Raw genomic sequence first — 225 nt, forward strand, 5'->3', positions numbered from 1 at the left:
AAGATCCCTGAAAGATGATCAGGTTGATAGGTCAGAGGTGGAAGCGTGGCGACATGTGGAGCTGACTGATACTAATAGATCGAGGACTTAACCAACGCTTTAAAAAAATGAAATACCTTCTTATTATTATCTAGTTTTGAAGGAACAACGTTCCTGATATGTTTGGTGGCGATAGCGAAGAGGTCACACCCGTTCCCATTCAGAACACGGCAGTAAAGCTCTTCA

At 42.7% G+C, this 225-nt stretch carries 2 rRNA genes; both read left to right on the top strand.

Annotation, left to right across the window (positions count from 1 at the left end):
• Nucleotides 1-95 (top strand): 23S ribosomal RNA (locus tag Q8G36_RS29540); the annotation flags it as partial.
• 66 nt (nucleotides 96-161) lie between these two features.
• Nucleotides 162-225, top strand: a 5S ribosomal RNA gene (gene rrf / locus Q8G36_RS29545); the annotation flags it as partial.

The organism is Peribacillus frigoritolerans (genome assembly GCF_030676415.1).
Taxonomy (GTDB): Bacteria; Bacillota; Bacilli; order Bacillales; family DSM-1321; genus Peribacillus; species Peribacillus frigoritolerans_A.